Raw genomic sequence first — 26,156 nt, 5'->3', positions numbered from 1 at the left:
GCAAAAAACGCGCACCGCTTACCTCAAGCGTTATGCATCTTAGGATAAGTCATGGATTTCTACTCATTTGCCTCAGGTGCAATTACAGCCACTTTTCTACTTGGCATTATTGTATTTCTAACAAAAACTTGGATTGAGAAGCGTATTGAGTTATCAATCCAACATGAATACGACAAAAAATTATCCAAATTCGAAAATGATCTTGAAGTGCGTCTTAGAGCTGAGTTGGTAGCGGATCTAATGGCTGAATGGATCAAAGACACAAAAGATCTTGATTACCATCGCCTCAATCAACTGTCGTTTCAGGCCTTTCTTTGGTTACCGCCACAATTGGCTCGTGACCTGTCCAATACACTAGCCCATAAACCAGGCTCAGATAACCTACGGTCGATAATTAAAAAGATCAGAAAACATCTCTTGGGTGAACGTGATGACCTCGAAGCACATTACGTCAACGTCTTCGAAAATAAAACTAATGCATAACACTACGCTCAACCCCACTCCCTTCGGTCGCTGGATGCTGCGCGATAGAGCCGTGCAGTGCCGATTGACTCCACGTTAAGTTATATTTGGCCATGCGCGTCCATACTCATTACGATAACTTGAAGGTCGCACGCGATGCGTCGCCGGAAGTTATTCGTGCTGCCTACTTAGTACTTGTTGACAGGTATTCGCCGCGAAGATATCCGGAGAGCACAGAGGCTGCCCGGGTTCTCAAGCTAGTTAACATGGCATACGAGGTACTTTCAAACCCAGAAAGACGCACGCAACATGACCTCTGGATACATGAGCAAGAGCGCGGAAGCGCCCCAGATGCGGAGTTTAGTCGGCAACCGGGTACTGTACTGGTACCGAAGCTCGCTTGGTGGTTCCAGCTCGCGTCAAAAGTAAGTGCCGCGGGCGCTTATTTGCGCAGGCGCTGGAGTTTGTTCCTGCTAGCCGCGATCGCGGTTGGTGTGTGGGTAACGTACGAGCCCCAACCAACTCAGATGGAACCGGCAAAGCCCTATGTTCAGGATCTTGTAGTCGCGCCAGCGAGTGGGACGTCCGACACGCCGCAAGTCGAGCATACGGGCCAGGAACGTGCGGCCCAAACGCCAGTGCCCGCTGCTAGCTATGTCCGACCATCTCACGCACCCAACGGTGCCCCATGGCCGAACGCGGCCGGCTACGTTGACGGATACAAACACCTGCACATCAATGGGCTATCGACCGTGACGATAGATAACGGGCAAAATACCGCCGATGTCTTCGTAAAGCTAGTGTCGCTTGGTGGCAATACGGAACGCCCAGTTCGCGCATTCTACATACCAGCGCACGGAATCTTTACTCTTACGCATATCACGGCTGGCAGTTACGACATCCGCTACGATGATCTATCAAATGGAAGCTTGTGGCGAACCGACCCGTTCGAACTTCAAGAAACTCCAGAAGACGATGGTACACAGTTCAGCAAGATAACCATGACCCTATATAAGGTACCCAACGGCAATATGCAGATACATCCAATCTCAGCGTCGCAGTTTTAGCTTAATAATTGTCGGCTGCACACTCAAGCACAACACACTTGGCTTTGAGGACGCTAACGCCGACTCATGAGGGAGGGGCACTTCGATGATGGACAGGCCCGTTGAGGCAGATTACGTTCGTCTCGCTGTCGGCGCGCTTGGAAGACAGCGCGTTGCTCGACCGCCAGTGTTCGAATTGCCAGAACCTGCTGCACATGAGAAACCTTCATTCCGGAACTGGTCGCAAAATACAAGGGCTACGTGTCACGTGCGATATGCGATTCGCTTGGCTAGACTCACAGCTGAGCGGTATGGACTTGCGCTTGAGCACGGAGATTTTCGGTTCGTTCATTTGCGTGATGCAGCCGGGCGGGTGACCATTCGAGGACGTGCGTACTTTATCGAGATCAATGTGCGATATCGCGAAGATCCAGAAGGAGTTGCTTCCATAATGGCGCACGAGTTTGCCCATGTCTTTCTGGCGATGCGGGGCATCTGCTTGGCCCCTGACCGACGGAATGAGGAGCTTACTGACACGACAGCAATTCTGGCCGGTTTTGGCCCGATAATGAAGCGCACATGCGAGCGGACCCGCACTAAATTCTACGTTGTTGCATCTTCCACCGAGACTACCTATCTCGGGTATCTCAAGCGTCCAGCCGTCACCTGGTTAACAGAGCTTCAATACCGCATCGCCCTCGGGCAATTCGTTCGGGTGCGATCGCTCCTCGACCCAGCTGAGCGCGGCTATACCCTATGTCCTGGTTGCATGAGCAAACTCCGACTGCCGCAGCTGACCACTTGCATACTCTTGACGTGTCCGGTTTGCCACCTCAAACAGGAATTGAGGCTGAAACTTGGTTCGTCAAGGCACACAGGGTCATTCGTTCGAAGGCTCCGTAGCGTTGTCCTGCGATACCTTGATCGGCGCGATGGCATCCCGATCTGACGACTCATCAAAACCAAAAACAGGGGTCAGGTTGGACTTTTCCATAACTGGGTCAGAGCCCCTTACAGGCGAGCGAAGTGGCTCTGACCCGCTTTGTTCATTGCGCAGGGTGGCGTCGTAGAGCATTTCGTCTTGCGTCAGATCGCCACGTTGCTGGATACGCCGGATTTTCTCGATGGTATCGAGAACGTGTCGAGCGTATGCCTGCCAGGCCTTGCTCACAGCTCGATGGCTTCTTTCAGCACAGCTTCGCGCAGGTGACGGCTGAGTTCGTGTTCGGGAATCAGATCGAGCCGGCGGCCGGTGATCTGGGTCAGGCGCTCGGCAAGCGGCAGGCGCTGGGCGAACAGGTCGTAGCCGCGCGGGAAATCCACCAGGAAATCGATGTTGCTGTCAGGCCGCTCCTCGCCGCGCGCAACCGAGCCGAACACACGGATACGACGGGCGCCATACTGACGACACGCGGCGTGGATGGCGTCTCTTCGTGCGTGCAAGGTGTCCAGCAACATGGTCATGGCCTCACGGCGGGGTGATGCGCCAACGATCGGAGCAGCCCACGCTCCCAGTGTAACCGTGACATCGAGTGGCGGGCAGGGCCAAGCGAAACCGGGGTCAGAGTGCCAACGCAAAGCGGGTCCGCAAAGCGGGTCAGAGCCACTTCCGTTTGTTCTGGGCTTTGACTTCGCGAAGTACCCCGCAATGGGAACGGCCCATCAACCGGACTTGATCGCCTCTGCCCCTTTCGCAGCCAGCCGCGCCTCGGCTGCCGAAACCATGGCCTGGTAGCGCGGGTCGTCGCGCCAAAACAGGGGTCAAGTTGGACTTTTCTGAAATGGCGCCCTGCCAGCTTACAAGCATAACGCGACCCAAGCGGACCGGAGCCAGCCGGCGCGGTGTTTCACTGCGCTGCATGACCTCCGACGCGATGGCGCATGACGACAAAAACATGGGTCAGGATGCAGGCCGCTGAACACGGGTCAGCGGTCAGGTGGGCAAGCGAAATGCCGGACATCGATGCGCTGTGGCCGGCTATGCCGCCGTGCGCTGTCCCAGCCGGTGCACGGCCTCCACGAGCACAGCGACGCGCTCGGGATCGACTCCGGGGGTGATGCCGTGGCCGAGGTTGAACACATGGCCGGGATGCGGGCCGAAGGCCTGCAGCAGGGCGGCCACCTCGTGCTCGATCGCCGCAGGCCCGGCGTGCAGCGCGGTCGGATCGAGATTGCCTTGCAGCGCCACGCGCGCGCCCACGCGCTGGCGGGCTTCGCCGAGAGGGATCGTCCAGTCCACGCCCAGTGCGGTGCAGCCGGTGTCGGCCAGGGCTTCGAGCTGGCCGCTGCCATGCACGCCCTTGGCGAACAGGATCAGTGGCACGCTGCCGGCGTGCGGATGCGCGCGCAGGCGCTGGGCGATCTCGGCCAGGTAGCGCAGCGAGAACTCGGCGAACATCGACGGCGCCAGCAGCCCGCCCCAGGTGTCGAACACCATCAACGCCTGCGCGCCGGCGGCGACCTGCGCGGCGAGGTAGTCGGCGACGGCCTGCGCCAGCGTGCCCAGCAGGCGGTGCAGGCTGGCGGGGTCGTTCCAGGCCATGGCCTTGACGCGGGCGAAATCGCGCGAGCCGGCGCCCTCGACCATGTAGCAGGCCAGTGTCCACGGGCTGCCGGCGAAGCCGATCAGCGGCACGCGGTCGTCCAACTCGCGGCGGGCCAGGCGCACCGCGTCCATCACGTAGCGCAGCGGGCCCTCGGGATCGGGCACGCCGAGGCGTGCGATGTCGGCGGCGCTGCGCACGGGGCGCGCGAAATGCGGGCCTTCGCCCTCGGTGAAGCCGAGGCCCAGGCCCATGGCGTCGGGGATGGTGAGGATGTCCGAGAACAGGATCGCGGCGTCGAGGTCGTAGCGCAGCAGCGGCTGCAGCGTCACCGCGCAGGCCAGTTCGGGCGTCTTGGCCAAGACCAGAAAACTGCCGGCGCGCGCGCGGGTGGCGCGGTACTCGGGTAGATAGCGCCCGGCCTGGCGCATCAACCAGACCGGCGTGGTATCGGTGGGCTCGCGGCGCAGCGCGCGCAGAAACCGCGTGCGGCGCGGATCATCGGCGGCGACCGGCAGGGCCATCAGGCGCCCTGCGCGAACATCACGCGGAAGCCGCGCCGGATCTGCGCATCGCGCGCGGCCTCGAACGCGGCCAGGGCGGCGTCGCGCTCCAGATACACCTCGCGGCGTCCGCCGGGTTTGGCGCCCGGCGTGCCCCATTCGCGCACCAGCGTCCAGCCGCCAAGCAGATCCTGTTCCAGGGCAAGCTGGTAGTAGCGCTGCGGCGCGGCGCCATCGGGCAGGGTTTGCAGGTACAGGCGCATCGCATGGAGACTGGAAAGAGGGAATGCGATTGTAGCGGTTTGCCTGCCCGCGCCGAGGCGCGTCGCGCGCGGCAGGCGGTCGCCGGATGACGCAAGTGTGAGCGCGGCGCGCGGAACCCGGCGGCATGGGCGTTGTCCCAGCCATGCCGCAACGCGTCTCCAGGTGAGGATATGGATCAGTCTCGGGCACCGTCCCTGCTGGAGTTCTGGCGCCATCCGCAGCTTGCCAGCGACCCTTTCGCGCGCTTGCGCATCGGTGACTGGATCGGCTGGGTGTGCCTGATGCTGGTGCTGTCCTACATGGGAGAGGCGGTCAGCGTTGGCGCGCTGCATCTGCTCGGACATGCGCTGCCCGCGGACCGTTTCATCATGCACATGGTCAGTCATCCTTCGTGGCGGTTTGCGGCCCTGCTGCTGGTCGCGCCGGTGCTGGAGGAATTGACGTTCCGCTGTTTTCTGTCCACCTCGCCGCGTGCCCTCGCGATCGGGCTGGGCTTTGCCGGCGTGTTCGTGGCCGGGCAGGTGATCCAGGGCGTGCGGACGCTGGCGGGCACGCCTCCGCTGCTGCCGCACGACATCGCGCTGCATTACTTCCTCAACCTGCTCATCGGCTTGCCGATCGCGGCGCTGCTGGCGGGCGTGGCCTGGGTCGCGCGGCGCGGCTTGTTGCGCGGAATGCGCCGTTTCGCGCCATGGGCGGTGTGGACCAGCGTGCTGCTGTTCGCGGCCGCGCATATGTTCAATTTCGGCGTCGGCTACCAGTTCTGGCTGTTGTGGCTGACCCTGCCGCAACTGATGGCGGGCCTGGTGCTGACCCATCTGCGCGTGCAGTACGGCCTGCGCTGGAGCATCGCCGCGCATCTGGCTTTCGACTGGGCTCTGGTGCTGGTGGCGTGGACGCATCACGCCGCCGCGCTGGGTGTGCCGATGAAGATCCTGGCCGGATTGTTTTCACTGTTGATGCTGGCGATGATCGTGCGCGGGCTGTTTTTTCTGTTCCGGCGCGGCGTGCTGCGTCCACAGTCCGCGGTGGCTTGAGGTCGGCGATCCGGCCGCCGTGTTAGCGTGATGGCCAGGCTGCGGAGGCGCGGCCAACGCGGACAGGAACGAAGCCCCGATGCCGACCCGACGTCAATTCATGCAGGCGCTGGCCTTGGCGCCGCTGGCAGGCCTGTGGCGTGGTGCCGCCGCCGCCGCGCCGCCGCCGCTGCGTCTGCAACGGCAGTTCGCGCGCATCGAAGCGGCCAGTGGTGGGCGCCTCGGCGTCGCCATGCTCGATCTGCGCACGGGCCTGCATGCCAGCCATCGCGGTGGCGAGCGTTTCCCCATGTGCAGCACCTGGAAGGTGCTGGCCGTGGCGGCGATGCTGCAGCGCGTGGACGCCGGGCAGGAGCGACTGGATCGGCGCATCCGCTTCGACGCGCACCAGCTGGTGTCGTGGTCGCCGGTGACCGAACGCCACGTCGGCGGCGAAGGCATGCGCGTGGACGCACTGTGCGCGGCGGCGCTGGAAATCAGCGACAACACCGCGGCGAACCTGCTGCTCGAGGCGCTGGGCGGCCCCGCGGCGATCACGCGGTTTGCACGCGGCCTGGACGACCGCGTGACGCGACTGGACCGTTACGAGACGGCACTGAACGAGGCCACGCCCGGCGATCCGTGCGACACCACCGCGCCCGATGCGATGGCTGGCGATCTGCGCCGCTTGTTGCTGGGCGATGCGCTGCATGCGGACTCGCGTGCGCGCTTGCTGGCCTGGATGGAAGCCTGCAGGACCGGCGACGGCAAGTTGCGCGCGGGCGTGCCGGCGCACTGGCGCGTGGCCGACAAGACCGGCTCGGGTGGCTACGGCAGCAGCAACGACGTGGGCCTGCTGATGCCGCCCGGCCAGCGTCCCGTGGTGGTGGCCGTCTACCTCACGCAGACGCGGGTGGCCGAGGCGCAGCGCCATGCGGCCATCGCCGCGGTCGCGCGCGCCATCGTCGATACGCCCTGGGCCTAGGCGGGCAGCCCTCGCGACGAGGCGGCGGCGGATTCAGGCGTTGCGGACCCAGGATGCGCGCACGTGGTCCGCGTCGACATCGGCGGCGATGAAGGCCTGACCGGCGCCGCGCCACAGGATCAGACGCAGCGTGCCGGCGCGGTTCTTCTTGTCCAGGCGCATCGCCGCCAGCAAGGCATCGGCATCGAGGCCGGGCGGCGGTTGCGTGGGCAGGTCCAGCGCGTGCAGCAATGCGGCCAGGCGTTGCGCATCGGCCATCGGCGCGTGGCCCAGCCGCGCCGACAGCCGCGCCGCGAGAACCATGCCGATGGCCACCGCCTCGCCATGCAGCAGCGTGCTGTAGCCGGTGACGGTTTCCAGCGCGTGCGCGAAGCTGTGGCCGAAGTTGAGCAGGGCGCGCTCGCCCTGTTCGGTCTCGTCGCGCATCACCACGCCGGCCTTGTAGGCGCAGGCATGGGCGATGGCATGAGTCAGGGCCGCATCCTCACGCGCGTTCAAGGCCATGGGGTCATGTTCGAGCTGCGCCAGGAACGCGGCGTCGCCCAATGCGCCGATCTTGACGATCTCGGCCAGGCCGGCGCGGTATTCGCGCGGCGGCAGGGTGTCCAGCGTGGCCAGATCGGCCAGTACCAGGCGCGGTTGATGGAACGCGCCGATGAGATTCTTGCCGGCGGCGTGATCCACGCCGGTCTTGCCGCCCACGGCGGAATCGACCATGGCCAGCAGCGTGGTGGGCATCTGCACGCAATCGATGCCGCGCATCCAGCAGGCGGCGGCGAAGCCGGCCATGTCGCCGACCACGCCACCGCCCAGCGCGAGAATGCAGGCGTCGCGCGTGGCGCCGAGTTCGGCTAGCGCGTCCCAGATGCGGGCCACCGAGGCGAGGGTTTTGTGCGCCTCGCCGTCGGGCAGCGCCAGCGCGCGCCAGTGCAGGTCGGCCAAAGCCGGTTGCAACCGCGCCTGATACAGCGGCGCGACGCTGGTGTTGGTCACGATCAGCGCGTGACGGCCGCGCAGCAGCGGACGCCACAGCGTGGCATCGTCGAGCAGGCCGCGACCGATGCGGATGCTGTAGCCGCGCGCGCCGAGGCGCACTTCGATCTCGCGCACCGCGCTCATGCGGAGGCCGCCGCGCCGGCGCGGCGCTGCCAGCGCGCGTGCAGCAGCGCCAGCGCGCGCGCACCCAGCGCATCGGCGGGTTCGTCGGGGATTTCATCAAGCACCGCGTCGGCGCACTCGGCATACCAGGCCGCGCGCGTGGCGTCGAGTTGCTGCAGGCGCGCCAGCAGATCGGCACCGGCCAGCAGCGGGCGCGTGGTGTCGTCGGCCAGGCGCCGCGTGCGCGTGGCCGCGCTCACCTGCAGCCACAGCACGAAGCCGTGCGCACGCAGTCGCGCGCGGTTCTCCGCCTGCGTCACGATGCCGCCGCCGCACACCAGGAGCGCGCCGGCATGCGTGCTATGTTCGCGCAGCGCCGCGGCTTCACGGGCGCGGAAGCCGGTCTCGCCCTCGCGCGCGAAAATCTCGCGCACCGGCTGCCCGGCCTGCGCCTCAATGACGCGGTCCAGGTCGACGCAGGGCACGCCGAGGCGCGGGGCCAGCCAGCGACCCAGCGTGGTCTTGCCGGCGCCGGTCGGGCCGATCAGCAACAGATTCAGCGAGGGATTCATGGCCATGATTAGACCGCAAGCGGGGTGCCGGACCAAATGCCTGACGCAGCGCCGGTCCTGATCGCCGGCTGCGGCGATGTCGGCATGCGCCTCGCCGCACTGCTGCAGGTGCATGGGCAGCGCGTGCTGTGCCTGCGCCGCAACGTGGCCGCGCTGGCGCCGGGCTTGCCCGGATTCGCCGCGGATCTGGCGGATGCCGCGTCGCTGCGCGCGTTGCCGCGCGGCATCCGTCGCGTGGTGTTTTTGCCGGCGCCGCTTGCGCGTGAAGCGGTCGCATATCGAACGGTCTACCTTGCTGGATTGGCGAACTTGCTGGATGCGTTGGATGAACCGGCGCTGCAGCGCTGCGTGCTGGTCACCTCCAGCGCGGTGTACGGCGAGCACGCCGGCGCATGGGTGGACGAGGACACGCCGCCCGCGCCGCTGGGGTTCAACGGCGCGATCCTGCTCGCAGCCGAGGCGCTGCTGCTCGCGCGCCTGGGTGAGTCGCGCGGCGTGGTGTTGCGCCTGGCCGGCCTGTACGGGCCGGGACGCACGCAGTTGCTCGACGATCTGCGCAACGGAACCGCGCGCGTGCCGCGCGATCCACCGTTCTATGCCAACCGCATCCAGGTCGATGACGCCGCCGCGGCGCTTGCGCATCTGCTGGCGCTGCCAGACGCGGCATCGGTCTATCTGGGCGTCGACGACACGCCGTTGCCGCTGCACGAGTTGTACGCGGCGCTGGCGCAGCAGTTGCGCGCGCCGGCACCGGGCATCGGACCACCACCGCCCGGCATCGGCAACAAGCGTCTGCGCAACGCGCGCCTGCGCGCCAGCGGCTGGGCACCGCGCTGGCCGGATACGCGCGCCGGCTACGCCGCGTTGCGCGTCGATCCGGCGTGACAGTTTGTTACACTGCGCGCGCAAAGCCCTGCCGTGACTGCTGTTTTGTACGCAAGGGCGGTGGTCGTTGACGGGGGCCTGGTGGATGCCACACACAGAGGAACGCCACGGATGAACAAGCAGCACAGTTACGTGGTCGGCGTGCTTGAGGACGATCCCGAGCAGTCCGGTCTGGTGCAGATCTGGCTGGAAAAGTCCGGCTACGAGGCGTTGCTGTTCGCCAAGGCCGCCGAGTTTCGGCGCAGTCTCGGCCACGAGGCGATCGATCTGCTGCTGCTGGACTGGATGCTGCCCGATGCCAGCGGCCTGGAAGTGCTGGAGTGGATCCGCAGCGCCGGCAATCCCAACCTGCCGGTGGTGTTTCTCACCGTGCGCGCGGCCGAAACCGACATCGTGCGCGGGCTGGAGGCTGGCGCCGACGATTACGTGGTCAAGCCACCCAAGCAGGCCGAGCTGCTGGCGCGCGTGGCCGCGGTGCTGCGCCGCCGTGGCGGCGCCGAAATCGACGCTGCCGCGCAGTTGGACGTGCCGCCGTACACCATCGATTTCACCAAGCGCCGCGTGCGCATCGGCGCGGACGATTTCGACCTGACCCAGCGCGAGTTTGACCTGGCCAGTTATCTGTTTCGCCGCCACGGCCGCATCGTCAGTCGCGAGGCGCTGCTGGAACAGGTGTGGAATCTCAGTCCCGGCCTGACCACGCGCACCGTCGACACGCACATCAGCCGCCTGCGCAAGAAGCTCGCGCTCAGCGGTGAGCACGGCTGGAAATTGACCGCCGTGTACCAGCACGGTTACCGACTCGAACAGGTCTGAGCCATGGGCGCGAACATGATCCCGCACGGCGCGGTCACCACCGCCAACGAGCTGCACGGCTACCGCGTGCTGCGCACGCTGGGCATCGTGCGCGGGCTCACGGTGCGCTCGCGCAGCGTCATCGGCAACATCGGCGCGGCGCTGCAGACCCTGGTCGGCGGCAACATCACGTTGTATGTCGAGCTGTGCGAAAAAGCGCGCGAGGAAGCCTTCGAGCTGATGTGCCAGCACGCCGCGGCGATGGGCGGCAACGCCGTGCTGGCGATGCGCTACGACGCCAACGATGTGGCCGAGGGCGTCACCGAGGTGCTGGCCTACGGCACCGCCGTGGTGGTCGAGCCGGCGCCCTGAGAGGCTGTGAATTTTTCGGCCTCTGAGCCGGCCGCGCGCGCGGTTGCCGCGCCACGCGCAGCGCGCCCGCGCCGTGTGCCGCATCCAGATCCACGCGCACATCCGCCCAGCGCGGCAACGTGACCAGCGCGTGCTCGCTCAGGCGCTGGTAGTGCTGCATGAAGCGGCGCAATTGCGCGCTGCCCATCGCACGCGGTGCCGCGCGCGTGCGCAGTGCCGCCTCGGCCTGTGCGCGCCAGCGACTGGCGACGGCAAAGCCGGGCGCGTGCAACAGGATGCGCAGATCGAGCGCGTCCCACAGCGGCGCATAGGCCGCCAGTGCCGCATTGACCGCGCGCCGCCAGCGGCCGTCGCGGTCCTCGTGCCGTTCCAGTGCATTCAGCGGATGCAGCAGTTGCGCCGCTGATTGCGGCTGCACGCCCAGGCACCAGCCTTCCAGCACGATCAACGCCGGCACGGCGGTTACGCGCGGCCAGCGCGAAGGCGGCCGACGCGTGTCACGGCCCTTGTCGAAGCGCGGCAGACACGCCGGCTGCGCGACGCTGGCGTGGTGCAATGCGCGCAGCGTCGCGCGCAGCAGTGCCACGTCGTGCGTGCCTGGCGCACCGCGCGTGAGCCACAGCGGATGCCGCGTGCGCGCCATGCGCCGCCGCGCCGCGCGGCCCAGATACGCATCATCCAGCGCGAGCCGCACGGCGCCCACGCCATGCTGCCGCGCCACGCGCAGCAGCGCCGTCGCCAGCGTGCTCTTGCCGCTGCCCTGCAGGCCGGAGATGCCCACCCGCAGCGGCGTGCGCCGCGCGCGCAGCAGGGCTGCGACGTACGGCCACAGACGCGCGGCCAGCGCCGCGGTCGCCGTGTTAGCATCCCGCGCCTTCAATGCCTGAGCTCGCCGCGGGAACGGTCGGGCTGCAGCCGCACTCTTCAAGGACACCATGCTCAACCCCGAACTGTTGCAATACCTGCGCGACCTGCTCGATCAGGCGCGCGCCTGCGCTGACCCCGAGGCCACCGCGATGACCCTCGCCACCGTCAGCGGTGATGGCCGCCCCCACGCCCGTATCGTGTTGCTCAAGGGGATCGAGGCCGATGGTTTGCGGTTTTACACCAATTACCGCAGTGCCAAGGGCGAGGAGATCCGCGCCCACGCCGAAGTGGCGCTGTGCCTGCACTGGAAGCATCTGGGCGAGGTCAAGGCCGGCGGCGTGCAAGTGCGCGTGGAGGGTCGCGCCTCGCGTCTGCACGACGATGAATCCGACGCCTATTTTTCGACGCGGCCGCGCGGCAGCCAGATCGGCGCCTGGGCCTCGCTGCAGTCGCAGACGCTGCCCGATCGCGCCGCGTTCGATGCGCGCGTGGCCGACTATGAGCAGCAGTTCGCCGGCAAGGACGTGCCGCGCCCGCCGCACTGGGGCGGTTATCGCGTGCTGCCGGATGTGGTCGAGGTGTGGCATGGCCGCGAGTTCCGCCTGCACGAGCGCCGCCGCTGGGAGCGCTTCGCCGATGTCTGGCGCGAGCGTTTGTTGTATCCGTGAGCCGGTCGTGATCGGTCCACGCCGCATTGTCTGCCTGACCGAGGAGCCCACCGAGGTGCTGTACGCGCTGGGCGAGCAGGATCGCATCGTCGGCATCAGCGGTTTCACCGTGCGGCCGCCGCGGGCACGCAAGGAAAAGCCCAGGGTCAGCGCGTTCACCAGCGCGAAGATCGACGCCATCCTCGCGCTGCAGCCGGACATGGCCATCGGGTTTTCCGATATCCAGGCCGACATCGCGCAGGCGCTGATTCGCGCCGGGGTCGAAGTGTGGATCAGCAATCACCGCAGCGTGGCCGGCATCCTCGATTACATCCGCCGTCTCGGCGCGCTGGTCGGCGCTGGCGATGCCGCCGGACTGTATGCGCACCGCGCCGCCGCGCACGTGGACGCGGTGCGCGCTGCGGCGGCGGCCTTGCCGCGCCACCCGCGCGTGTATTTCGAGGAGTGGGACGATCCCATCATCACCGGCATCCAGTGGGTGGCCGAGTTGTTGCGCATCGCCGGTGGCGTGGATGTGTTTCCGGAGTTGGCCACGCAGCCGCTGGCGAAAAACCGCATCCTCGCCGATGCCGGCGAAGTGGTGCGGCGTGATCCGCAGATCATCTTCGGCTCGTGGTGCGGCAAACGCTTTCGTCCCGAACAGGTCGCCGCGCGTCCAGGTTGGGACATGCTCGGCGCGGTGCGCGCGCGGCAGGTCTTCGAGATCAAGTCGCCGATCATCCTGCAGCCCGGTCCGGCGGCGTTGTTCGATGGCCTGGATGCGCTGCATGCGCACATCCGCGCGTGGGCGCCGCGCGACGACTGAGGCGCGTCAGTGCGTGCTGGCCAGCGCGCGCGTCGCGCCGTTGGCGAAGTGCGGCAGGCAGTTCCAGCGCAGCAGTTGCCAGGCGCCAGCGTCCGCGCAAAATTCGCTGAGCGCGGTATTGTCCAGCCCGATATTGAGCGCCACCATCGCGGCGTCATCGAGTTGCAGCGCGGCCTGCGCGCAACGCGCGATCGCGCCCGCCGAGCTGACCACGATCACGTCGGTGGCGGCGTCATCCTGCATCAGTGCCTGGCGTGCGCGCGCGATGCGCGCGGCGAATGCGGCCCAGGTTTCCGGCATGTACGTATCCAGCGCGCCATCGCGCCAGGCCGCGAACACCGCCGTGAGCAGGGCGCGTGCCTGCGCCGGGCTGGCTCCCGGCGTAACCCAGGCCAGTTCCGGCGCCTGCGGTTGTGCGCGGCGAAACGCGGCCAGCAACGCGGCGGCATCGGCGTCGTCCCAGTCGCGCGCGATCTCGATGGCGGGCGCCGCGCCGCATGCCGCCAGCACGGCAGCACGGATGGCCTGCAGCGTCAGTTGATGGCGGCGGCGCGGACCGCCGATCAGGCGCCGCGGTCGCCAGCCGGATTCCCGCGCGAGCCACTGCGCCAGCGCCGCCGCCTGCTGCATGCCCAGCGCGCTGAGCTGGTCGTAGTCGGCGCCGCCCCATTCGGCCTGCGCGTGGCGGATCAACAGCGCGCGCATGCGCGTCAGGGGAAGTCGCGGCTGAAATCCACCGCGATCGGTGCGGCACCCGCCGGGGTCACCGTGAGCACGAAGCGCAGCGTGTCCGGGCGCGGAATATGCAGCGCGGCGAGGTAATACACCATGCCCGCATCATCGACCGCGCGAAAGCTCAGCGCGATGCGCTTGCCCAGCAGCGTGTAGGCCGCGCCGCGCACCGTGGCCGCGACTGGTGTGCCGCGCGCGGCATCCGGCCCGCGCATCACGCTGATGTTGACCACGCCTTCATCGGCCGCGCGGCGCAGGCCGTGACGCGCGGCGACCTGCGCGGGGATGGTGTCGGTGGCCACCGCGCTGTAATAGATCGCGTAGCCCTGCGCCTTGACCGCGTCGGCCGCGTGCAGCGTGGTCAGCGGCAGGAATGGCAGCAGCAGCGCGACGAGGGTGGAGCGGACGCAGGCGCGCATGGCGGACTCAGAGACCCAGCGCCAGGCGCTGCGCGAAATCCAGCAGCGGCTGCACCAGCAGCGCGCGTGCCAGGAGGATGATCAAAATGGCGATGGCCGGCGAGAAATCCAGGCCCCCAAGCATCGGCAGCATGCGCCGCAACGGGCGCAGTGCCGGTGTGGCGATCTGGTTGATGAAGGGCACTAGCGGATGCTGTTCCTCGACCGCGAACATGCTCATCAGCGCGGCGGCGAAAATGATGGCCATGTACAGCACCAGGATGAAGTCGAGCAGATCGGCCACGGCCATCAGCAGCAGCCCTAGTGCGTGCGGCAATACCCCGGCCAGCAGTGTCAGCAGCAGCATCTTGAGTATCGCCGCGACATAGGCCAGCAGCAGCGGTGCCAGGCTGATGCGGCGCACGCTGGGCACGAAGCGGCGCAGCGGTGTGACCAGCACGTGGGTGGCGCGAAACAGGAACTGGCAGATCGGGTTGTAGAAGTTCACCCGTGCCATCTCCGCCAGCAGGCGCAGCATGAACAGCGCCATCACCGCGCCGAACACGAACGTGATCAGGATTTGCGCTGCGCTGACCAGATATCCGCTCATGCCGCGCCCTCGGCCTGCGCGGCCAGCTCGGCGCCGCGCTGTGTCGCCGCGCCGACCGCGTCGGCTACCAGCGCGGTGAATCCGCCCGCGGCAAAGGCTTGCAGCGCGGCTGCGGTGGTGCCACCGGGCGAGGTCACGCGCTGACGCAATTCGCTGGCGCTGGCGCCGTCTTCGACCAGCATGCGCCCGGCACCGAGACAGGTCTGCGCGGCCAGCGCGCGCGCGATGTCCTGCGGCAATCCCCGCGCCACGGCGGCGGCCTCGAGTGCTTCGGCCAGCAGGAAAAAATATGCCGGGCCGGAACCCGAAAGCGCGGTGACGATATCCATCTGCGCCTCGTCCTCGATCCAGTGGCACAGGCCCACCGCCTGCATCACGCGCATGGCCAGCGTGTGGCCGTCAGCATCCACGTGCGCATTGGCGTACAGGCCGGTGGCGCCCGCGCCCAGCAGCGCCGGCGTGTTGGGCATGGCGCGCACCACGGCGATGTCGCCGCCCAGCCAGCGGGCGATCTGCGCGCTGCGAATACCTGCCGCGATCGACAGCACCACGGGATGTTGGGCTTGCGCCAGCCCTGCCAACGCGGTGCAGACCTCGCGCAACACCTGCGGCTTGACCGCCAGCACCCACAGCGCGGCGTCGCGTGCCGCGGCGGCGTTGTCGGCGTGCGTGTCGATGGCGAAGCGCTGCGCGAGCTCCATGCGCGCCTCGGCACGTGGTTCGGCCACGCGCACGTCGGTGGCTGCCACGCCACCGCGCAGCAGCCCGCTGATCAGCGCCCGCGCCATGTTGCCGCCGCCGAGGAAGGCGATGCGTCGGGACTCGAGATCAGGGGCTGGTGACTCGGGCGCTGGTGGCTGCATGCGGGTGTCTGCAATGGGGGAACTTCAGGTGCCGGATTCTAGGGGCATATCGGTTGCGACAGTGGCTGCATGGGTGCGCACTGCGCCGTCATGGCGCGGCCTTGCCGGGTGCTACCCGCGCGGCCCGAACAAGGCACTACCCACGCGCACCTCGGTCGCCCCGCAGGTGATGGCCAGTTCGAAATCATCGCTCATGCCCATCGACAAGGTGTCGATGCCGGGATGCCGCGCGCGCAACGCATCGAACAGCGCGCGCATGCGGCGGAAGGCAGCTGCGCGCCGTGCGTGGTCGGCGGCGGGCGCGGGGATCGCCATCAGCCCGCGCAGGACCAGTCTTGGCGCCTGCGCGACAAGACCGGCAAGCTCGGCGACTTGCTCGGGCATGCATCCGGATTTGCTCGCCTCGTCGTCGATATTCACCTGGATGAGCACGTTCAAGGGTGGCCGCGCGGGCGGGCGGGCGGCATCCAGCAGCGCCACCAACTTGACGCGATCGAGGCTTTCCAGCCAGTCGAAATGCTGCGCGACCTCGCGGCATTTGTTGGACTGCAGCGGACCGATCAGATGCCATTCCAGGCCCAGGTCGGCCAGTTCGCGCTGCTTGGCCAAGGCCTCCTGCACGTAGTTTTCTCCGAACTGGCGCTGACCGCAGGCGGCGAGGGCGCGCACCGCGCTGGCCGACTGGGTCTTGGACACGGCGAGCAGCGTGGTCGCCGGCCCCGCGGGTCCTTCCGCCGTGGCGATACGCGCGCGTATCGCCTCAAGCGTGATACACCCCGCGTTCAAGCGCGGTACCTGCTGCGGCCTTGCTGCGCCGGGCTATACTGAAAACTGATGCTGTCGATGCCGCCACCGGCGGTGAAGGGGGAGTCGCGCATGGATATCGCCGAGCTGCTCGCATTTTCGGTCAAGAATAAGGCTTCGGATCTGCATTTGTCGGCGGGCTTGCCGCCGATGATCCGCGTCGATGGTGATGTGCGCCGCATCAACGTGCCGGCGCTGGAGCACAAGCAAGTGCACGCGCTGATCTACGACATCATGTCGGACAAGCAGCGCCGCGACTACGAGGAATTCCTCGAAGTCGACTTCTCCTTCGAGATCGCCGGTCTGGCGCGTTTCCGCGTCAACGCCTTCAACCAGAACCGCGGCGCGGCGGCGGTGTTCCGCACGATTCCATCCGAGGTATGGACGCTGGAGGACCTGGGCGCGCCGAAGATCTTCAAGGATCTGATCGACCAGCCGCAGGGCCTGATCCTGTGCACCGGACCGACCGGTTCGGGCAAGTCGACCACGCTGGCGGCGATGGTCGATTACGTCAACAAGAACAACTACGGGCACATCCTCACCATCGAGGATCCGATCGAGTTCGTGCATACCTCGCAGAAATGCCTGATCAACCAGCGCGAGGTGCACCGCGACACGCACGGCTTCAACGAGGCGTTGCGCTCGGCGCTGCGCGAGGATCCCGATTTCATCCTGGTCGGCGAAATGCGCGATATCGAAACCATTCGCCTGGCGCTGACCGCGGCGGAAACCGGGCACCTGGTATTCGCCACGCTGCATACCTCGAGCGCGGCCAAGACCATCGACCGCATCATCGACGTGTTCCCGGCCGGCGAGAAACCCATGGTGCGCTCGATGCTGTCCGAGAGCCTGCGCGCGGTGGTCGCGCAATCACTGCTGAAGAAAGTCGGCGGTGGGCGCATCGCCGCGCACGAGATCATGGTCGGCATCCCCGCGATCCGCAACCTGATCCGCGAGGACAAGGTCGCGCAAATGTATTCGTCCATCCAGACCGGTCAACAGTACGGTATGCAGACCATGGACCAGTGCCTGCAGGACATGGTCAAGCGCGGCTCCATCACGCGCCAGAATGCGCTGGAATACGCCAAGAACAAGGACATTTTCAGGGCCTGAGGCGCTCGCGCGGTCAGCGCCACGGGTGTAGCGTTGCAAGGGGGCATGGCGCTTGCCGCCATGCTGGACCAACGGTTGGCCGCGCCGCGGCATGCGGCGCATTTCGGGAGGGTGCGATGAGCACGCCGGATTTCACCAGTTATCTCAAGCTGATGGCGCACAAGAAGGCCTCGGATCTGTTCGTGACCGCGGGCGTCGCGCCGTCGATCAAGATCAATGGCCGCATCACGCCGATCACCCAGGGGCCGCTCACCGCCAGCCAGGCGCGTGACATGGTGCTCAACGTGATGACGCCGGCGCAGCGCGAGGAGTTCGAGAAGACCCACGAGTGCCAGTTCGCCATCAGCCTCAGCGGCGTCGGCCGCTTCCGCGTGAGTGCGTTCTACCAGCGCAATTGCGTGGGCATGGTGCTGCGCCGCCTGGAGACGCGCATCCCCACGGTGGAGGAGCTCAACCTGCCGCCAATCCTCAAGCAGCTGGCGATGACCAAGCGTGGCATCATCATCTTCGTCGGCGCCACCGGCGCGGGCAAATCCACGTCGCTGGCGGCGATGATCGGTTACCGCAACCAGAATTCCACCGGCCACATCATCACGATCGAGGACCCGATCGAATATGTGCACAAGCACGAGGGCTGCATCATCACCCAGCGCGAACTCGGCATCGACACCGACAGCTGGGACAACGCGCTGAAGAACACCCTGCGCCAGGCACCCGACGTGATCATGATCGGCGAGGTGCGCACGCGCGAGACCATGAACCACGCGGTCAACTTCGCGGAAACCGGGCACTTGGTGTTGTGCACGCTGCACGCCAACAATGCCAACCAGGCGATGGAACGCATCATCCATTTCTTCCCGATCGACGTGCGCGAGCAGTTGTTCATGGACCTTTCGCTCAACCTGAAGGGGGTGATCGCGCAGCAGTTGATCCCCACGCCCGATGGCAAGGCGCGACGCGTGGCGGTGGAGATCATGCTGGGCACACCGCTGGTGTCCGACTACATCCGCAAGGGCGAGATCCACAAGCTCAAGGAAGTGATGAAGGAATCCACCCAGCTCGGCATGCGCACGTTCGATCAGAGCCTGGTCGAGCTGTACCACGCTGGCGAGATCACCTACGACGACGCGCTGCGCCACGCCGACAGTTCGAACGAGGTGCGCTTGAGCATCAAGCTGGCGCAGGGTGGTGATGCCAACACGCTGTCGCAGGGACTGGGTGAGGTCGAGTTGCTCGAAACGACGCCCAACGAATTGCGCCGCTGAGCGTGTCGCGCTGCCACCGTATCGCCTTCAGCGCGCCAGCAATTCCGCCAGCACAGCCATGCGCACGAACACGCCGTTGGCGACCTGTTCGAGGATGCGCGACTGCACGCCGTCGGCCACTTCCGAGGCAATCTCGATGCCGCGATTGATCGGGCCCGGATGCAACACCAGCGCGCCAGGCGCGGCGCGCTTGAGGCGCGCGCTGGTCAGCCCGTAGCGCGCGAAATAGGCGTCCTCGTCGGGCAACAGGGTGGCGATCATGCGTTCTTTCTGCAGGCGCAGCATGATGACCACGTCGCTGCCCGCGACCATGGCGTCGAAATCATCGCCGAGCACGCAGCCGGGGAATTCCTCGGCGCCGGGCAACAGCGCCCGCGGTCCGCACAGGCGCAGCTCGCGTACGCCGAGAGTACTGAAGGCGTGCACGTCGGAGCGCGCCACGCGCGAATGCAGGACGTCACCGCAGATGGTCACCGTCAGCGCATCGAAGTTGCGCCGGTGCTGACGCACGGTCAACGCATCCAGCAGGCCCTGGGTCGGGTGCGCGTGATGGCCGTCGCCGGCATTGATCACGCTGACCCCGCTGGCGGCATGGCGCACCATGAAATCGGGTGTGCCGCCCTCGCGGTGGCGCACGATCAGCGCATCCAGATGCATGGCCTCGAGCGTATGCAGCGTGTCCAGCAGGGTTTCGCCCTTGTTGGTCGAGGAATTGGCGATATCGAAATTGACCACGTCGGCGTCGAGCCGGCGCGCGGCCAGCTCGAACGAGGTGCGCGTGCGCGTGGAAGCTTCGAAAAACAGGTTGAGCACCGTGCGCCCGTGCAGCAGGTCGAGTTTGCGCGTGCCATGGGCGCTGGCCACGCGCAGCGCCTCGGCGCGATCGAGTAGGTGCACCAGCGTTGCCGCGTTGAGGTTTTGCAACGTGATCAGATGGCGCAGGTGCGGGTGCATGAGGGCTCACTCAACCAGGATTCGAGGATGACGGCTGCCGCCAGCGCGTCGAGCTGCGCGGCATCGCGCTTGCGTCGCTGCCCGGCCGCGCGCTGCGTGGCGAAGCGGCGCGCGGCCTCCTGCGAGCTGTGGCGCTCGTCGCACAGGTGCACGTCGATGCGGTAGCGCTGCTGCAGTTGCGTGGCGAAGGCGCGCGCGGCGCGTGTGATCGGCTGCTCGCTGCCATCGCCATCCAGCGGCAGCCCGACCACCAGCGCCAGCGGGCTCCAGGCGCGCAGCAGCGCATCGAGTTCATTCCAGTCCGGGACTCCTGCGTGCGCCGCCAGCGCCAGCAACGGGCGCGCGCTGGCGGTGAGGGTCGTGGCCACGGCCACGCCGATGCAGCGCAGGCCGAAATCGAAGCCCAGTACATTGCCCACGCGCGCGTCGGGGGCTGCGCTCATGCGTTGCCGGCGTAGTGGGTGAGGCGCTGCGCGTCCACGCCCATGCGCGCTGCAGCGGCGATCCAGCGCTGTTCCAGCGGCACCTCGAACAGCAATTCGTTGTCGGCGGCCACGGTCAACCAGGCGTTGTCGCGCAATTCGCGCTCAAGCTGGCCTGGCTCCCAGCCGGCATAACCCAGTGCGATCAGCATCTGTTGCGGTCCGTGCCCGGCGGCAATGGCTTCGAGAATATCGCGCGAGGTGGTTAGCATCAGGCGTTCATCGATCGCATAACTCGAAGCCCAGTGGCCATCCGGGTTGTGCAGCACGAAGCCGCGCTCGCGCTGCAGCGGGCCACCGGCCAACACGGCCTGCTGCGCGAGTGGGTCATCGTCGGTGCTGATGTCCATTTGCTGCAGCAGATCCTGCAGGTGGTAATCGGAGGGCCGATTGACCACCAAGCCGAGCGCGCCGTCCTCGCTGTGCTGGCAGATCAGCGTGACGGTGTGCTCGAAATCGGGATCGCGCAGCCCGGGCATGGCGATCAGCAGGTGGCCGGTAAGCGTGCTGGTTGCAATCATGCCCGCATTGTAACTGCGCGGCGGCCGCCGGCTGCAGGCTTGCGCTTCGACGCGTCGTTCAGCGTTCCGCCGCATGCTGACGCAACCGGCCGCCGGGCAGGAATTGCCAGGTGCGCGTGATGTACAGCTTGTCGAGACGGCCATCATTTTGCGGCAGCGGCGGGAATGGCGCCGCCATGCGCACGATGTGCTCGGCCGCCTGATCCAGCAGCGGAATGCCCGAGGATTTGATGATATCCAGATTGCGCACTGCGCCATCGCGGCCGATGCCCACGGTGAGGATCAGCTCGCCATGCAGATGTCCGGCACGCGCGGCTTGCGGGTAGTTGAGATTGCCGATGCGCTCGATGCGCTCCACCCAGGCCGCCATATAGGCGGCGAAGGCGTATTCGCGCGTGTTGGCCGAAATGAACTTGATGTGCGGGCGCCGTGCGTAGGCCTCGCGTTCGGCGCGCACTTCGGCGCTGAGCTGGGCCATTTGCTCGCGCGTGTCGGTCGGGATGGGCGCCTGCGGCAGGGGTTGGGCCGGCGCCGGACGCACAGCCGGACGCGAATCCACGCTGAAACGGTCGGCGCCGCGCGTGGTCACCAGCTCGGGACCGCTGACCACGGCCGGCGCCGGCGCGGCCGCATCGACATGTCGCGGCGCCTGTCCGCGGCTGTCCGCCAGCGGCGTGGAAAACGGTGCCCCGGGCTTGTGCGCATGCGCGCTGTTGCCGCCGCCGGCGTTGTTGGCCTGGGCGAGGAAATCCGCCCGCCGCGGTGTTTCCGCGTTGGCCGTATGCAGCAGGGTGATGTCCAGCGCCGGCAGGCTGGGACGCGGCGGCTCCATGCTGAAGCCCAGGCCGAGTATCAGTACCACATGCAGGATCAGCGAAAACAGCAAGGTTACGCTGATGCGTTCGTTGCCTTGATCCGGAGCAGGGATGCGCGTCACGCCAGCTTGCGCTCGATGGCATCGAACAGCGTCGCGGCGATGTTCAGCCCGTACTGCGTGTCCAGCTCGCGGATGCAGGTCGGCGAGGTGATGTTGATTTCGGTCAACCAGTCGCCGATCACGTCCAGACCCACGAACAGCAGCCCGCGCCGGCGCAGGTCCGGGGCCACCTGGCTGACGATCCAGCGGTCGCGCGCGCTGAGCGGCACGCCGACGCCGCGCCCGCCAGCGGCCAGGTTGCCACGGAACTCATCACCCTGCGGGATGCGCGCCAGCGCGAACGGCACGGGCTCGCCGTCGATCAGCAGGATGCGCTTGTCGCCCTCGCGGATGGCGGGAATGTACTTTTGCGCGAGGGCGAAGCGGGCGTCGTCGCCGACCAGGGTCTCGAGGATCACATTGAGGTTGGGATCGCGCGCGGCACTGCGGAAAATGCCGCGCCCGCCCATGCCATCCAGTGGTTTCAGTACGATCTCACCGTGCTCGGCGGCGAAGGCGCGCAGCGCGACGCGTTCGCGCGCCACCAGGGTGGGGACGCAGCACTGCGGAAACTGCAACGCGTAGAGTTTTTCGTTGCAGTCGCGCAGTGCCTGCGGCGGATTGATCACCAGCACGCCTGCGTCAGCAGCGCGCTGCAGCACCTGCGTGTCGTACAGGAACTCGCTGTCCAGCGGCGGATCCTTGCGCGCCAGGATCAGGCGCATCTGCGTCAGAGGTTGCCACTGCGCGTCACCCAGGCTGAACCAGTCATGGGTATCATCACGCACGACCAGCGGCCGCAGTCGCGCCCAGGGCTCGCCCGTGCGCATGGCCAGGTCGCCTTGCTGGAGATAGTGCAGCGCCCAGCCGCGGCGCTGCGCCTCCAGCAGCATCGCCAGCGAGGAATCCTTGTACGGCTTGATCTGCGCGATCGGGTCCATGAGGATGGCGAGGCGGGATGCAGGGCTGCTGTTCATGGGCTCTCCGGGGGGCGTGTGCGTGACGGTCATCACATGGCGGGCAGAGTTCACCAAAGCATCATCGCCGACAAGAACTTGCACGCTCAACTTGACACTTCGCATAAACGCGCGTTAAACAGTTCATAGCAGCGGAGCTAGGTCCGCAACTGTGCACCCCGCGCCGAGGCCTTGGGCTCCGGCATGCGGCTTGCATGTTTCCACAGGCCGCAGCGACCCTGACGCGGCGGGGGTGACAAGTGCTTGCAACCAGCAATACCAGCAATTCGACGTTGCGCGTGATGGTGATCGATGACTCCAAGACCATTCGCCGCACCGCCGAAACGTTGCTGAAGAAGGAAGGCTACGAGGTGGTGACCGCGGTGGACGGATTCGAGGCGCTGGCCAAGATTTCCGATCTGCAGCCGCACATCATCTTCGTGGACATCATGATGCCGCGCCTGGATGGTTACCAGACCTGCGCGTTGATCAAGAACAACCAGAATTTCCGCCACGTGCCGGTGGTGATGCTGTCCTCCAAGGACGGCTTGTTCGACAAGGCGCGCGGACGTATCTGCGGCTCCGACCAGTACCTGACCAAACCCTTCACCCGCGAGGAGCTGCTCGATGCGATCCGCTCCCACGTTGACGCGCACTGAGGCCGGCCCGTCATGGCGCACATCCTCATCGTCGACGATTCGCCCACCGACGTGCGCGTGTTCACCACGCTGCTCGAGCGCGCCGGACACCGCGTGTCCAGCGCCAGCAGTGCCGAGCTGGGCATCGAGATGGCGCGCAGCCAGCGTCCGGATCTGGTGATCATGGATGTGATCATGCCGGGCATGAACGGTTTTCAGGCCACGCGCACGCTCACCCGTGATCCCGTCACGCAGAATGTTCCGGTGCTGATCATCACCACCAAGAGCATGGAAACCGACCGGGTCTGGGGTTTGCGTCAGGGTGCCAGGGATTTTCTGACCAAGCCGGTCGGCGAGAAGGAACTGCTGGCGCGTATCCAGAAACTTCTGGTCCAGGCTGGATGAGGCACGCGCGATGAGTGTCCAAATGCCCTTCGCGATCCTGGCCGAATACGAGCGCCTCAGCCTCGTGCACCAGGCGGGTGTGCCGGAGCAGATCGAGGCGCCCGGACTGTGGCGCGGCATCGCCTTTCGTATCGGTGCGCGCAGGTTGGCCAGCAGCATCGGCGAGGTCAACGAAATCATGCTGCCGCAGGTATTGACGCCGGTGCCCGGCACCCGGCCATGGCTGCTCGGCGTGGCCAATGTGCGCGGCAATCTGGTGCCGGTGGTCGATCTCGGGCTGTTCCTGTTCGACAGCGTCACCCTGACCGGCGAGCGCACACGCGTGCTGCTGGTGCGTCAGGGCAACAGTGGCAGTGTCGGCCTGCTGGTCGATGAGGTCAGTGGCCAGCGCAGCCTGACCCTCGAAATGCAGTCCGACGCAGAAGGCGAGGACGACCCGCGCCTGCAGCGTTTCGTCGAGCGCAACGTGCGTATCGAAGCCCAGCGCCTGGGCATCTTCAGCATGCTGCGCCTGACCCGCGCGGTCGATTTCCAGCAAGCCGCCGCGTGATGCGTGCGGCACAATTTCAGGGTGAGGTGAAGGCATGAGCGCTACCAGTAACGTCATCGGCAAGGAGCGCAGCAACACGATCTGGATCGTGCTGCTGCTGCTTTCGATTGCGCTTGCCGTGATCGACTTCGCTTGGCTGACTGTGAACAGCAAGCACGAACGCGACGCGTCCAACTTGACCACGCAGATCCAGGTGTTGTCGCAGTCCACCGCCAAGTTCGCGCTGGAATCAGCCAACGGCAACCTGGATTCGTTCAAGGAGCTGGATGCCACGCGCGCCACCCTCGACAGCCTGATCAGGAAGCTCAAGAACGGCGATCCTGACACCGGCATGCCGGGCTACGGCGATGCCAGTGCCGGCGTCGGCACGTCCATCGCCGCGCTGGACAAGTCCTGGGCACAGCTGGATGGCGATCTGATCAAGATCCTGCGCAACAAGGAGCTGGTGCTTGATTCCAAGCAGCAGACCGACGCGTTCACCCGCGAGGTGCCGGTGCTCGATTCGCGCATGGACCAGGTGGCCAGCATCGTCAAGCAGGGCGGCGGCAGCGCCAACCAGACCTACACCGTGGTCAACCAGATGCTGCTGGGCGACCGCATGATCCGTCGCGCACTGGAAGTGCAGACCGGTGGCGAAGGCGCGCAAACCGCCGCCGATGGCCTCGCCCGCGACGCACAGTTGTACGGCGCAGTGCTCAGCGGCCTGATCCAGGGCAACAGCGAGGTCGGCGTGAGCCAACTGCCACAGCCCGCTGCGCACAACATCCTTGAAACCGTGAGCAATGGCTGGCAGGGCATATCCGATCCGCTCAACAAGCTGTTGGCCGCCGCGCCGACCCTGGTCGAGGTCAAACAAGCGGCCAATCAGGCTTCGGTGGATTCGCAATCGGTGCTGTTGCGCGCCAGCGACGTGTCCACGCGGCTGGACAAGCTGCCGCTGCAGCGTCCGTTTCCCAACGTCTGGCTCGGAGCCCTGGGCGCCGCCGGCGCGATCCTGTTTGCCCTGCTGCTGGTGTTCGCGCAGTCGCGCGCGCAGAAGCAGCGCCTCGCGGCTTCGGGTGAATTGAACCAGCGCAACCAGGAAGCCATTCTGCGTTTGCTGGACGAAATGGGTTCGCTGGCCGAGGGCGATCTCACGGTGCGTGCCACGGTTACCGAGGACATCACCGGTGCCATCGCCGACTCGGTGAATTTCGCCGTGGAAGCCCTGCGCAGCCTGGTTTCCACCATCAACGAAACCGTCGTGCAGGTATCGGCCGCGGCGCAGGAAACCCAGGCCACCGCCACGCATCTGGCCGAGGCGGCCGAGCATCAGGCGCAACAGATCACCTCGGCCTCGGCGGCCATCAACGAGATGGCGGTGTCGATCGACGAAGTGTCGAAAAACTCCTCCGAATCGGCCGAGGTGGCGCAGCGCTCGGTACAGATCGCCGGCAAGGGCGCCGCCGTGGTGCGCCAGACCATCGCCGGCATGGATGCCATCCGCGACCAGATCCAGGAAACCTCCAAGCGCATCAAGCGTCTGGGCGAGTCTTCGCAGGAAATCGGTTCGATCGTGGAACTGATCAACGACATCGCCGAGCAGACCAACATCCTGGCGCTGAACGCCGCCATCCAGGCCGCCTCGGCGGGTGAGGCCGGCCGCGGTTTCGCGGTGGTGGCCGATGAAGTGCAGCGCTTGGCCGAACGTTCGGCGACGGCGACCAAGCGCATCGAAGCGCTGGTGCAGGCGATCCAGTCGGATACCAACGAAGCGGTCAACTCGATGGAGCAGACCACGGCCGAAGTCGTCACCGGTGCGCGCCGCGCCGAGGACGCCGGCGCCGCGCTGGGCGAGATCGAAAAAGTCTCCAACGATCTGGCCGATCTGATCCAGAACATCTCCGAGGCGGCGCGCCAGCAGTCTGCGGCGGCAACCAATATCTCCTCGACCATGAACGTGATCCAGGAGATCACCTCGCAGACCTCGACGGGCGCGAGCCAGACCGCCGAGTCGATCGGCAATCTGGCGCAGATGGCGCAGGACCTGCGCCGTTCGGTCGCCGACTTCAAGCTGCCCGGCTGAGCG

31 protein-coding genes and 1 pseudogene are annotated in these 26,156 nt (G+C 66.4%); 15 read left to right on the top strand and 17 right to left on the bottom strand.

The genetic code is table 11. From position 1 onward, the window contains the following. Positions 1-51: 51 nt before the first annotated feature. Complete coding sequence (locus tag Mschef_RS17300; protein ID WP_136256471.1) at positions 52-483, top strand: hypothetical protein; 432 nt, start codon at positions 52-54, stop codon at positions 481-483. A 92-nt stretch (positions 484-575) separates the two neighbouring features. Further along, the gene (locus Mschef_RS18470; RefSeq protein WP_081129042.1) at positions 576-1,529 is read left to right on the top strand and encodes a J domain-containing protein; all 954 of its coding nucleotides are present in this window, start codon (positions 576-578) and stop codon (positions 1,527-1,529) included. A gap of 859 nt (positions 1,530-2,388) precedes the next feature. Here the strand turns inward: Mschef_RS18470 and Mschef_RS12905 are convergent. From Mschef_RS12905 to Mschef_RS12890, 4 genes and pseudogenes are all read right to left on the bottom strand, one after another. Next, positions 2,389-2,679, bottom strand: a complete 291-nt coding sequence (locus tag Mschef_RS12905; RefSeq protein ID WP_081129036.1) for a hypothetical protein — start codon at positions 2,677-2,679, stop codon at positions 2,389-2,391. Beyond that, positions 2,676-2,972, bottom strand: coding sequence for a nucleotidyltransferase family protein (locus Mschef_RS12900; protein ID WP_197686785.1), 297 nt, complete (start codon positions 2,970-2,972; stop codon positions 2,676-2,678). The genes Mschef_RS12905 and Mschef_RS12900 overlap by 4 nt, the downstream gene beginning before the upstream one ends. A 514-nt stretch (positions 2,973-3,486) precedes the next feature. Beyond that, the gene (gene hemE / locus Mschef_RS12895) at positions 3,487-4,575 is read right to left on the bottom strand and encodes a uroporphyrinogen decarboxylase (RefSeq protein ID WP_081129033.1); all 1,089 of its coding nucleotides are present in this window, start codon (positions 4,573-4,575) and stop codon (positions 3,487-3,489) included. After that, positions 4,550-4,817 (bottom strand): annotated as a pseudogene (locus tag Mschef_RS12890) (WGR domain-containing protein). Before Mschef_RS12890 ends, hemE begins: the two are co-directional and overlap by 26 nt. A gap of 171 nt (positions 4,818-4,988) precedes the next feature. Here Mschef_RS12890 and Mschef_RS12885 point away from each other — a divergent pair. Both Mschef_RS12885 and bla read left to right on the top strand, forming a co-directional pair. Continuing rightward, a complete protein-coding gene (locus Mschef_RS12885) occupies positions 4,989-5,855 on the top strand; it encodes a CPBP family glutamic-type intramembrane protease (RefSeq protein WP_081129028.1) in 867 nt (288 codons plus the stop codon). A gap of 79 nt (positions 5,856-5,934) precedes the next feature. Further along, on the top strand, positions 5,935-6,819 hold the full coding sequence (gene bla / locus Mschef_RS12880) for a class A beta-lactamase (protein WP_081129025.1): 885 nt from the start codon (positions 5,935-5,937) through the stop codon (positions 6,817-6,819). Positions 6,820-6,852: 33 nt separating this feature from the next. On the opposite strand, the gene aroB is transcribed toward bla, so the two are convergent. Beyond that, a complete protein-coding gene (gene aroB / locus Mschef_RS12875; RefSeq protein WP_081129022.1) occupies positions 6,853-7,938 on the bottom strand; it encodes a 3-dehydroquinate synthase in 1,086 nt (361 codons plus the stop codon). After that, positions 7,935-8,489, bottom strand: coding sequence for a shikimate kinase (locus tag Mschef_RS12870; protein WP_081129019.1), 555 nt, complete (start codon positions 8,487-8,489; stop codon positions 7,935-7,937). Before Mschef_RS12870 ends, aroB begins: the two co-directional genes overlap by 4 nt. 36 nt (positions 8,490-8,525) lie before the next feature. Here Mschef_RS12870 and Mschef_RS12865 point away from each other — a divergent pair, with 36 nt between their 5' ends. The 3 genes from Mschef_RS12865 to Mschef_RS12855 all read left to right on the top strand — a co-directional run bounded on the left by Mschef_RS12865 (position 8,526) and on the right by Mschef_RS12855 (position 10,541). Further along, on the top strand, positions 8,526-9,374 hold the full coding sequence (locus Mschef_RS12865) for an NAD-dependent epimerase/dehydratase family protein (RefSeq protein WP_081130028.1): 849 nt from the start codon (positions 8,526-8,528) through the stop codon (positions 9,372-9,374). Positions 9,375-9,485: 111 nt separating this feature from the next. Then, positions 9,486-10,190 carry a response regulator transcription factor gene (locus tag Mschef_RS12860; protein WP_081129016.1) on the top strand — a complete coding sequence of 235 codons (705 nt, stop codon included), beginning with the start codon at positions 9,486-9,488 and terminating at the stop codon, positions 10,188-10,190. A gap of 3 nt (positions 10,191-10,193) precedes the next feature. Continuing rightward, a complete protein-coding gene (locus Mschef_RS12855) occupies positions 10,194-10,541 on the top strand; it encodes a YbjQ family protein (protein WP_081129013.1) in 348 nt (115 codons plus the stop codon). Here Mschef_RS12855 and Mschef_RS12850 read toward each other — a convergent pair. After that, positions 10,489-11,421: a kinase gene (locus Mschef_RS12850; protein WP_176212458.1), complete on the bottom strand. Its 933-nt coding sequence runs from the start codon at positions 11,419-11,421 to the stop codon at positions 10,489-10,491. The two genes, Mschef_RS12855 and Mschef_RS12850, sit on opposite strands and share 53 nt — an antisense overlap. Before the next feature lie 55 nt (positions 11,422-11,476). On the opposite strand from Mschef_RS12850, the gene pdxH reads away from it, so the two are divergent. Together pdxH and Mschef_RS12840 are read left to right on the top strand one after the other, a co-directional pair. Further along, positions 11,477-12,076 (top strand): pyridoxamine 5'-phosphate oxidase, encoded by a 600-nt coding sequence (gene pdxH, locus Mschef_RS12845; protein WP_081129011.1) that lies wholly within the window; start codon positions 11,477-11,479, stop codon positions 12,074-12,076. A 10-nt stretch (positions 12,077-12,086) separates the two neighbouring features. After that, on the top strand, positions 12,087-12,881 hold the full coding sequence (locus Mschef_RS12840) for an ABC transporter substrate-binding protein (RefSeq protein ID WP_242426560.1): 795 nt from the start codon (positions 12,087-12,089) through the stop codon (positions 12,879-12,881). Positions 12,882-12,887: 6 nt separating this feature from the next. Here Mschef_RS12840 and Mschef_RS12835 read toward each other — a convergent pair whose 3' ends face one another. The 5 genes from Mschef_RS12835 to Mschef_RS12815 form a co-directional block, all read right to left on the bottom strand. Next, positions 12,888-13,586 (bottom strand): histidine phosphatase family protein, encoded by a 699-nt coding sequence (locus Mschef_RS12835; protein WP_081129005.1) that lies wholly within the window; start codon positions 13,584-13,586, stop codon positions 12,888-12,890. Positions 13,587-13,591: 5 nt separating this feature from the next. Continuing rightward, positions 13,592-14,032 carry a DUF4426 domain-containing protein gene (locus tag Mschef_RS12830; RefSeq protein WP_081129002.1) on the bottom strand — a complete coding sequence of 147 codons (441 nt, stop codon included), beginning with the start codon at positions 14,030-14,032 and terminating at the stop codon, positions 13,592-13,594. Between the two features lie 7 nt (positions 14,033-14,039). Then, positions 14,040-14,621, bottom strand: coding sequence for a YggT family protein (locus tag Mschef_RS12825; protein WP_081128999.1), 582 nt, complete (start codon positions 14,619-14,621; stop codon positions 14,040-14,042). Continuing rightward, a complete protein-coding gene (proC, locus tag Mschef_RS12820; protein ID WP_081128996.1) occupies positions 14,618-15,484 on the bottom strand; it encodes a pyrroline-5-carboxylate reductase in 867 nt (288 codons plus the stop codon). Before proC ends, Mschef_RS12825 begins: the two co-directional genes overlap by 4 nt. A gap of 111 nt (positions 15,485-15,595) precedes the next feature. Next, entirely contained in the window at positions 15,596-16,270 is a 675-nt protein-coding gene (locus Mschef_RS12815; RefSeq protein WP_277921481.1) for a YggS family pyridoxal phosphate-dependent enzyme, read from the bottom strand. A gap of 90 nt (positions 16,271-16,360) precedes the next feature. Here Mschef_RS12815 and Mschef_RS12810 point away from each other — a divergent pair, with 90 nt between their 5' ends. Then, positions 16,361-17,401 (top strand): type IV pilus twitching motility protein PilT, encoded by a 1,041-nt coding sequence (locus Mschef_RS12810; protein WP_081128995.1) that lies wholly within the window; start codon positions 16,361-16,363, stop codon positions 17,399-17,401. Positions 17,402-17,517: 116 nt separating this feature from the next. Continuing rightward, positions 17,518-18,666: a PilT/PilU family type 4a pilus ATPase gene (locus Mschef_RS12805; protein ID WP_081128992.1), complete on the top strand. Its 1,149-nt coding sequence runs from the start codon at positions 17,518-17,520 to the stop codon at positions 18,664-18,666. A gap of 27 nt (positions 18,667-18,693) precedes the next feature. On the opposite strand, the gene Mschef_RS12800 is transcribed toward Mschef_RS12805, so the two are convergent. The 5 genes from Mschef_RS12800 to gshB are packed head-to-tail and all read right to left on the bottom strand — an operon-like array spanning position 18,694 to position 22,516. Further along, positions 18,694-19,620, bottom strand: a complete 927-nt coding sequence (locus Mschef_RS12800; RefSeq protein ID WP_081128990.1) for an aspartate carbamoyltransferase catalytic subunit — start codon at positions 19,618-19,620, stop codon at positions 18,694-18,696. Beyond that, positions 19,596-20,063: a Holliday junction resolvase RuvX gene (ruvX, locus tag Mschef_RS12795; protein WP_081128987.1), complete on the bottom strand. Its 468-nt coding sequence runs from the start codon at positions 20,061-20,063 to the stop codon at positions 19,596-19,598. Before ruvX ends, Mschef_RS12800 begins: the two co-directional genes overlap by 25 nt. Next, positions 20,060-20,623 carry a YqgE/AlgH family protein gene (locus Mschef_RS12790; protein WP_081130026.1) on the bottom strand — a complete coding sequence of 188 codons (564 nt, stop codon included), beginning with the start codon at positions 20,621-20,623 and terminating at the stop codon, positions 20,060-20,062. Before Mschef_RS12790 ends, ruvX begins: the two co-directional genes overlap by 4 nt. A 58-nt stretch (positions 20,624-20,681) precedes the next feature. Then, entirely contained in the window at positions 20,682-21,560 is an 879-nt protein-coding gene (locus Mschef_RS12785; RefSeq protein WP_242426522.1) for an energy transducer TonB, read from the bottom strand. After that, positions 21,557-22,516, bottom strand: coding sequence for a glutathione synthase (gshB, locus tag Mschef_RS12780; RefSeq protein WP_081128984.1), 960 nt, complete (start codon positions 22,514-22,516; stop codon positions 21,557-21,559). Before gshB ends, Mschef_RS12785 begins: the two co-directional genes overlap by 4 nt. A gap of 281 nt (positions 22,517-22,797) precedes the next feature. Here gshB and pilG point away from each other — a divergent pair, with 281 nt between their 5' ends. Genes pilG through Mschef_RS12760 form a run of 4 tightly spaced genes read left to right on the top strand, consistent with a single transcriptional unit; the run spans position 22,798 to position 26,153 of the window. Continuing rightward, entirely contained in the window at positions 22,798-23,154 is a 357-nt protein-coding gene (gene pilG, locus Mschef_RS12775; protein WP_081128981.1) for a twitching motility response regulator PilG, read from the top strand. 12 nt (positions 23,155-23,166) lie between these two features. Then, positions 23,167-23,538 carry a response regulator transcription factor gene (locus Mschef_RS12770; protein WP_081128978.1) on the top strand — a complete coding sequence of 124 codons (372 nt, stop codon included), beginning with the start codon at positions 23,167-23,169 and terminating at the stop codon, positions 23,536-23,538. 22 nt (positions 23,539-23,560) lie between these two features. After that, positions 23,561-24,088, top strand: coding sequence for a chemotaxis protein CheW (locus Mschef_RS12765; RefSeq protein ID WP_242426521.1), 528 nt, complete (start codon positions 23,561-23,563; stop codon positions 24,086-24,088). A gap of 34 nt (positions 24,089-24,122) precedes the next feature. Further along, positions 24,123-26,153 (top strand): methyl-accepting chemotaxis protein, encoded by a 2,031-nt coding sequence (locus Mschef_RS12760; protein ID WP_081128972.1) that lies wholly within the window; start codon positions 24,123-24,125, stop codon positions 26,151-26,153. Positions 26,154-26,156: the final 3 nt, after the last annotated feature.

The sequence above is a fragment of the Metallibacterium scheffleri genome, assembly GCF_002077135.1.
GTDB classification, from domain to species: Bacteria; Pseudomonadota; Gammaproteobacteria; order Xanthomonadales; family Rhodanobacteraceae; genus Metallibacterium; species Metallibacterium scheffleri.
Note: the sequence above shows the minus strand (reverse complement) of the source record. Positions and strands in the feature narration are given on the sequence as shown.